We start from the raw sequence: 8,592 nt of genomic DNA on the forward strand, positions 1-8,592 counted from the left end.
TTTCTATAATGAACAACCATTCTGTGAATTAATTAGTGCAGAATTTTATGAACTTGATTTTTCACCATGTGATCATGATGATGATTATGGTTATGGTCATGATGATCATGATTCATGTGATAAAAATCATGAGAAAGAATTTGACAAATTACGTGAAAAAATCGTTCTTGATCTTACTTTAAAAGTATTACAAACTCAACAAGTAAGAGTTGGCGGACAATCTGGTCGCTAATTAAAAATGTTCATACACTAAAAAGAAAGAAGAATCCTAAAAAATTCTTCTTTCTTTTTTCTATTAAATTTTAAAATTCATTTACTAAACAGAACGACTTCAAAATGATTTCTTCTGTTCTGTGTCTGCTACGCTACCTATAGCAACAGTTGCTATGTTAATTTCTTCAGTACTTGATATTACTAAGTTTACAGCTTGTTCTAGTGTTATATTCTTCTTATTCATAGCTGCTATCAGCCGTTCTATAGTTGCTACATAACATTTTCTTTTGCATCTACCAATCTAATAATTTATACAAATTTTTATACAAAAAAAGAAAAAAAAGAAAATAGCAAAGATCGCTAGAATCCTTGCTATAACAACAATGTATAAAATCATGCATATGAATTGGACAAGTGTAAAACAGGAAACCAAGTAAACATAAGGATTCCACCTTGTCCTCGCTACCGATAATAGGACGTTATGTTAACCTCATATGTATAGAATATACAGTTAACTAAAAATAAAAAGTTTACATTTGAAAATGAACAATAAAAAACAGTAGTGTAAAATCACTACTGTTTTTTATTGTTTCTTATAAGTGAATTATTTGTATTCCTGTCTATATAATTTAAACGAATAAATAGCTCCAATAAAGAATACAAAAGCTTCAAATAATATAAAGATTTGACGGAAATTCTCAATATCTTTACCAACTAAAGAAATAAATATAGCATTCATTAGAATTTGAGTAGTAAACATACGAGAAATAATTTTTAAATAAATAGCATTTGTTTTTTCATCTGGTTTACCAATTTTTTTGTAAATAATAATAAGTGCAATTACTGAACCCAAAAATAGAAGTGCTGTAAGTCCTACAACGATATTAAAATTGCCTGTACTTTCTAACATCCATTTATTTAATAGATCAATCATTATTATCTTCCTTTCCTACATAAAAGAATATTTCGTTCTTCTTTTTCACTATAATAAAAAAAGAAAAAGGAAAACATCGAACTTTCTTACAAACATTCGTGTATTCTTACAGTTTTGTCATTTTGTAAATGTATTCATCGCCTTGCCTTTCACTATTTTCTTTTGAAAACATAGTGAATTACGAGAAAGAGCGGTACAAAATCAACTTCCGAGAACGATAATTATGTAAATGAGCTGTCCCTATGGGCAGCTCATTGTATTTTCGCTTAGCGTGGTTTTTTTCCAAAATGCTGGCGGTACCCCTAGAATGCAATAAATCCTAATAAAATGTAATAGAATCCAATAGTTCTATTACAAGCATGAAGCAAATCAGCTTTCAAATTTCAGTTAATGACTTAGGTCATCTTCACTTTCACACTCTAGTATTTATGCATATGATATTAAAAATACTAGAAAGGACAAGTGAGGTCGTGGATAAAAAACAAGATTGCAAGTGTAGAGAACAAGATTGCGAGTGTACAGAGATTATTAGTGTTAGGGACATGAGAGAAGTCTTATCTAATTTTAGAAATTCACCTAGTGACATTCAAACTGTTAATAGAAGCAATGCTGTGTTGAATTTTTCGAACGTTTCCTGTGGAAGTGTTACAGCAAATCTTCCTAATGATGGTGGACAATTGGATTTGGCAATATGTTTTATTTTTTCCTATAGGCCATTAACAAATTCGTCAACATGTGTTCCGTCAACATGCGCGCCAACATGCAATAATTGTCGTTGTCTTGTAGACACCTGTGTAATATCCATACGCAAACGGTTGAAATTACACAAAAAAAATAAACAATTATTAAATGTTCATTCAGTTGGATTACAATCGATAAACCGAGTAAAGGTAATTGATGTCCGGGATGGTATAGCTGTATTAAAAGAACCTGGTGTAGAAGATGTGATTTTTGTATCAATATCGTTAATTGAAAGTTTAGAACCCATAGTTTAGTAAGTACATCATTCGAAGACAAGGCTCTCCCCAGTAAGCCATAGTTTTGTATAAAAAAACGTAGAAAAAAAACCCAGGAACAATAATAATAAGTTATTGTGTATCATGTAGAGAAGGGTTTGCTTTTACTTCTGATATCAAGAATTATGTAAACACAAAAGTCCTCCAGTTAAACAATCTGGAGGACTTTTAATAGTCTTTTAAATACATTGAATCCCGATAATAAGGTGTTATGTTAACCTCTTATGTATAGAATATACAACATAATTTTAAAGCCGCTTTCTTTCCTCAGGTCACCTTTACATATAATTAGTAAAGGTGACCTGAGAATTAAGGTAGTTAGTGCGATTTAGGAGGAAATTGCCAAGGATTTTCTTTGCAATTATTTGTCGGAAGATCTACTGGTAAACTATCTGGTGAATTTCCATAATCACAACCACAATCATCTTTAGAGGTTTGTGATTTTTCTTGTATTATGCTGTTTTGTCTATACGAATAGTATTTTTCTTTTTTATGTGAAAAGTGTTTCCCTTTTATTTTAATCACCTCTTTTTCTTAATTTTAATTGATCCTTTTGATTAACAATCAGGAAGATTCTTAATTGCATCATGAGCTATATTAATTTGTTCTTGAGTTAGATTAATAGATACATTGTCTATTAAAGGAACGTGCATGATATTATCTTCAGCATCAACATGAGGTAAATTAAAAACATGTCCTAGTTCATGTGCAAGGATTTGTGGACAATTAGTAAATACTTGATCTATAGGGTTTGCAATAATAACACTTGGTCCTAAAATGTTAGGCGTTTCTATAGGAGCACAACCCTGTACAAGATCACCATTATCAAGCGTTATTGGTCCATTTATATAAAATACTGCAACATCTATTTCATTTGGTACAGGCCATGGTCCTGTACCAGTAGGTCTGCTATCCAAGTCAGCTTGTAAGTTTTCAGGAATATCTTCAAATATAGTAAATTCACACGGGAAGGATTGACCAGGAAGAACTATAGGACCATCAACTGGTACCCTTACGATTCTTCTGGTATTTGTAGGGTCCCTAAAACGATATCTTATATCAATACCAGCTCCTACCCTCCAAATTTGATTTACCCAGCGTACATGTTCTCTAAATTCAGCATCTGTTATTATTGAATCGGGCGCAATATAAAAATCGATTACCACACAAGGCATTTCTTCATCTCCATTTATAGAATATGTTGTACAAATTGTGTACTACTATCAATAAATGAAGCTTGTCCATTTTTGGTAACGGCACTTGTAGAAATTAATATTTAAAATTACAAAAGACCAACCTAAGGTGATTTTTTGTTTTTAATTAGAAATTTGCTTTTTGGCTAGAGTGCTGGCTCGTCGTGTGGGGGCGAAACCCCACGTATTACGTATCTATTATTTGAATAAGAACTGTCTTGGAACGAATAATCTAAGCGGTTCGGCTCGTATACTTGCTAGTCCAAGTCGAGAACCATTGCTTTGCTTTTTGTCTGTCGGCTTGGCGAAAAAAGCACACGAGCCGAAAAAAGTTTTGCAAGGACAGAATCAAAAAGAAAAGGCAATAGCCTTTAGGTGAGGATTAACGAACCGACTTTTTGATTCTGAGGGTGGAGATTTTTGAGTGATTTTCTCAAAAATACGACCCGTTCCTTGCGGAACTTTTAGCCCTATATATAAGAGTGAGATAGAGAAAATACAAAAAGTCAGTAATAGCAAGGGTTTATAAGACATGAGGTGTTAAAAAAAATTAACACCTGTGTTAATTTTTTTTAACACCTATAAAATGGAAAATCATATATAAAAAAAGATGTCAATATAAAAATTGACATCTAAAATAAATAAATTGGTAGTTTATGTTTTTTTCTATTACCTTCAATTTTGATATTACGTAAAGCTTTTGAAAAAATTTGTTGAGTCGCTCTATCAATATCATCTTTAGGTGAGTTACATAATATATTAGGATTAACAAACCAAGTCCTTGCTGAACAGGTTCTTCCATCTTCAGTTATTACACCAGTTTCTGCAACTCCTAAAACTCCTTTTTCAAGCAATTCATTCATCATTTTCGAAATAGAAGTCCTTGTTTTCCCTAATTTCTTAGCTAAATAACTAGGAGACGCTGCATTCGGTTTTATATCATCATCTTCATTTTTTTCAACAATAACATTAGATTTAAATTCTAGAAATCTTGAAATATCAAATAAAAATGCCTTTTCCGGTTGAGTTAAATAGCCAATTTCACATAAATAATCAATATTCTCTGTAATCATTTGCACAAATCTCACCCGATCCGTAGGTTTTTTCTTTTTGCCAATGAAGTATTCTTCTCCACCAGACATTTTACTCAATACTTGTAGCATCATGACTCTTTCTTCTTCAGAAAGTCCACCACTATTTTCAAGTTTTTCATAAATACTATCAATCTTACTATCTCTTACTTTTGCCTTTTTTTCAGCTTGTCCAAAATCAATATTTTTCTTTGTCATATCTAAGTTAATTCCTCCTTAATTGAGGGAATCAACAAAAATACCTATTTTTTGCTATTTGATTATAAATCAAATTATGATAATCTATAATCAGATAAGTGAATTTTAGGTATTTTCGTAGAATACCCTATGAAAAGAGTCATGTTCCCGCATGGCTCTTTTTTTCATTCTATCACGTTTTCAATAACCTTAAAGATAAAAACAAAGTTTCTTTATTTTTTACCGCTCCATATCCAATCAACGATGTTTATTCATTTCTCTTTTATGTTCACGTTCAAATTGATTATCTATCCCCTTGCTATCCAATTTATCATTAACAAGCCCTCTAAACACTTTAAATCGCTCTCCAAGAACTTTTTTTGACAAGTTATATAAAACTCTTATATTTTCCCGCAAAACCCTTATATGAGCTTTTAACCCACTTATTTCAGTATGCAATTCTTTATTTTCTTCTCTTAATTCATGATTTTGTTTATAAAAATGATTTAAAGCAAGATTGTTACCCTCTATTGTTTCTTCTAAGTATTTATTATCTGCTCGTAAACTCTCATTCTCTTTCACAAAATCTGTTTTTTTCAAACGCTCATAATCTTTTTTAATAGTAACCACTGCATTCACTTGTTTCGCAACTTCTCGCATTTGTTCTGGCGATAACACATAGTTTTTAGTTTGGGACTTCATGATTTCAACTTTCCCAAACGTTTTATTATTCAGTACTTGTGTTATTACTTCTCTACGTAAAAATGGAATTTTAACACGTTCATCTGGTACTTGATCCGTAGCACTATCTAATTCTTTTTGCATTTGATTTACTCTTTTTTCTAACCCTACATGACACTGGTTAATTAGCTGCAGCTTTTCACTTTCACTCTCTACTTGTTGTTTCACTATCTCTAATTCTTTGTACGTATCAACAACATCACTTTCCAAACTCTTTTTCTCTACTTGTAATTCATTTGTTTTCTCTTCAACATTTTTTAAATGATGATCAATCATTTGTAACTGCATTTCTTTTTCTTGTACTTGATTCTCAACAAGTGATTTTGTTTCTGCATATTCCTTGTATTGACGGACTTTCATGTATTTATGTGAACCTACATTGGCACGTTCAAAATTCGGAATGTGTTCTTTCGCTAATTGCTCAATATAAGCCGTTTCCTCTTCTCTCCAAAACTCAATTAACTTTCTTCCCTTTCCTTCGACACCTTGTTGTTGCAAAGCTCTATCCATTCCGACACGCCTCGTTAATCCTCGACTACTTTCGAAATTCGGTACATAGTTAATATGTAAATGTGGATTGGCTTCATCATCATGCAAAACCATATTATAAACTGTTAGATTTGGATTTCGTCCTTGAAACGCTTCTGCATACTGTTTTAACGCTTCCTTTTTAGCTTCCCTATACTTTGGGTCGTCTTTGCCTTCCCCAATCGCTACAACCAATTCTCGTTGCTCATGTGTCTTATCATCTTTATGTATTTTGTCATAGTAGTCATCAATTTTGCGATCATTCCGTTTTTGCTTCTCGTTATACTTGTCCACTGCTTCTTGAAAAACATCCTTGTATACACTTCGGATGTCCTTTTGAACAAAGTAAATATTCTCGTGTAACCTGGCTGGATCTATACCAGGATTCCCATGAATATTTTCTCTGTTATTATGGCTTAATGAACTTTGATGAGATTGATTAAATGAGATAGAACCCAACATAAAGTGCCACCACTTTTCCTAGATTAATTGACTCCATAAGTCTAGCAAAGCGACGAAATGGAGTCAATTAAAGTAACTCTATACTTATTTTGACACTACGTATCAAAATCGATAGGGGTCTGCGACGCTTTCCGGCGTTGCCGAGCCATGCTTAGCATGGCAAAAACAAACCTTGGACTTTGCCCAAACCCACTGGGGAACTCTTCCCCAGACCCCCTCTATCCAACTCCCCAACCCCTCAATCCTTGAGGGGCTCCCTCGCCGGTTGGCAGGAACAAACGGTAGTTTGTTCAGTGCCAAGAGGGTTCGGGTGTAGTCCAGTTGGTCAAGTCAAATACTCCCTTCGCTTCACTAGGTCCGTTTTGATTGACCAACATACACAACGACTTCTACCTAGATTCAATTTATAAAGGTACATGCCTTAACCGAATCTATTAATCTAACATACTATGTAAAAGCAACTTTAAATCTATGAAAAAGTTGCTAAGGAGGTGAATATAAAATGGCATCATTTGAAATTGGAGCAAGATCCCTTTTCAATTTTCGAAACGAACGCTTTTTCTTATTAGTTGAAGATGAAATTACAATTCCAGATCAAGGTGTAGAAATTGATCCAGTTAATATCTACGAAATTGACGAGCAAACTTTCGATTTTATTAGAGATGAAGGTGATACACCTGTAATTGTACCAGTTGCTACACTTCCAACTTTAGAACCTGGATTTAAATTAGAACGAAAATGTATTTTTACAGTCGATAATTCATACTGGGCAATCTATGATTTAGAAAATGGAACTGATGACAATGTTATATTAATCATCAGTGCAGCTTTATTTAACTCATTGAAAAATTCTGGTGTTCGTGAATGTGTACCTCAAAATTTCATTTAATAAATTGGTTAGAACGAAAACCTATAAATCCAATAATTTTGTTTAAAAACATCATCTCTTCGTTTTTCAAATATTTATTCTAAATAAGATATAACCAATTTTCTTGAATACTCTTTGAAAAAATTGGCCCTTCGTAGTTTTCTATGGGGGGCCATTCGTTATATAAAAAAGTTTTTTAATTATTAGCGTTTTAAGTGTATTCACCCTTGTTTTTATTCTGTTGGGCTTGGCAAAAGTCTTTAATAAATCAAAAAAGAATCCTAAATAATTAAGACTCTTTTTTGATTTATTATCGAATGTAAACTTTTAGATAGAAGTTTACTTTCAGTGATAGAGGTAGAACCACATGCCCATCAACCTAATATTTTGGAGTACCTTCCAAAAAAATTCACCTCAGATACAACAAAAGAGCCTTACCTCTGTAGGTAAGACTCTACTAGTATAGCTGTATATATTTACATAACAATTAAGAAACTACAAACATATAACATCAAATAGAAGAACCCTAACATTCCGCCTACAGCTAATACCTGTTTAACCCAGCTCTTGAGTTTCAGATTACTATCAATCACTTGCATTCTTTCCATATCGTTTCCTCCTATTAAGGAGAACCCTTAAAGACTCTCACCTCGCTATGGTACCATTAAAGAATGACTAATAGAGGTCTATTTTTTGTCTAAACGTATAAATATGCAATATTGCATATAGAAATGTATTGTTATAAATGTAAGCGCTTACTATAATGAAAGCATAAAGATAAATAACATCTTAGCATCAACAAAAGAGGAGGAAATAATATGACAATCGCAATGGCAGTTTTATCATTCTTAGGTGGAGTACTTCCATTAGTAACAGAACTTTTAAAAGCAGTAATGTAAGTTCATTATTCCACAATTATTTATAAAAATTATCATACCTTAATATGAAAAAAGAGGAGGAAATAATATGGCAATCGCAATGGCAGTTTTAAAATTTGTAGGTGGAATCATTCCATTTGTACAAGAACTTTTAAAAGCAGTAATGTAAGTTCATTATTCCGCAATTATTTATAAAAATTATCATACAAATGATCTGTATATCAAAAGTGAATTGATGTGCAGATCATTTGTGTGAGCAAAGTCCCTTTAGCCTTATTAAGGGACTTTTTTAAATTTCTACATACTTGAGATTCCGTCACATCAACATCAAGTTAAAAGCACTTTTAAAACATTAAAAAGTGCTTTTAACTTATTTTGAATTCGAATGTAAACTTTTGTATATTAGTTTACATTCGAATCACCGGAAATATTGAATTCTTACCAAATTACCTGATATCCTCAATTTACATAACAAAAGTATACATTCAAAA

The 8,592-nt window shown here is 32.2% G+C and carries 6 protein-coding genes and 1 pseudogene; 2 read left to right on the top strand and 5 right to left on the bottom strand.

Translation table 11 applies throughout. The features are described 5' to 3' along the window. Positions 1–232 (top strand): annotated as a pseudogene (locus tag MR065_RS26295) (CsxC family protein); the annotation flags it as partial. 585 nt (positions 233–817) lie between these two features. On the opposite strand, the gene MR065_RS26300 reads toward MR065_RS26295, so the two are convergent. The 4 genes from MR065_RS26300 to MR065_RS26315 form a co-directional block, all read right to left on the bottom strand. Beyond that, positions 818–1,147, bottom strand: a complete 330-nt coding sequence (locus MR065_RS26300; protein WP_242215642.1) for a 6-aminohexanoate hydrolase — start codon at positions 1,145–1,147, stop codon at positions 818–820. Between the two features lie 1,573 nt (positions 1,148–2,720). Then, positions 2,721–3,338, bottom strand: a complete 618-nt coding sequence (locus MR065_RS26305; protein WP_242215643.1) for a hypothetical protein — start codon at positions 3,336–3,338, stop codon at positions 2,721–2,723. Positions 3,339–3,988: 650 nt separating this feature from the next. Next, complete coding sequence (locus MR065_RS26310) at positions 3,989–4,645, bottom strand: MarR family transcriptional regulator (RefSeq protein WP_242215644.1); 657 nt, start codon at positions 4,643–4,645, stop codon at positions 3,989–3,991. Positions 4,646–4,882: 237 nt separating this feature from the next. Beyond that, positions 4,883–6,355 carry a plasmid recombination protein gene (locus MR065_RS26315; protein WP_242215645.1) on the bottom strand — a complete coding sequence of 491 codons (1,473 nt, stop codon included), beginning with the start codon at positions 6,353–6,355 and terminating at the stop codon, positions 4,883–4,885. A 502-nt stretch (positions 6,356–6,857) separates the two neighbouring features. Between MR065_RS26315 and MR065_RS26320 the strand changes: the two genes are divergently transcribed. Continuing rightward, complete coding sequence (locus tag MR065_RS26320) at positions 6,858–7,244, top strand: spore coat protein (protein ID WP_242215646.1); 387 nt, start codon at positions 6,858–6,860, stop codon at positions 7,242–7,244. 455 nt (positions 7,245–7,699) lie between these two features. Here the strand turns inward: MR065_RS26320 and MR065_RS27550 are convergent, their stop codons facing one another. Next, positions 7,700–7,831 (bottom strand): hypothetical protein, encoded by a 132-nt coding sequence (locus MR065_RS27550; RefSeq protein ID WP_277927555.1) that lies wholly within the window; start codon positions 7,829–7,831, stop codon positions 7,700–7,702. Between the last annotated feature and the right edge of the window lie 761 nt (positions 7,832–8,592).

The sequence above is a fragment of the Bacillus cereus group sp. BfR-BA-01383 genome (assembly GCF_022663495.1).
GTDB classification, from domain to species: Bacteria; Bacillota; Bacilli; order Bacillales; family Bacillaceae_G; genus Bacillus_A; species Bacillus_A cereus_AU.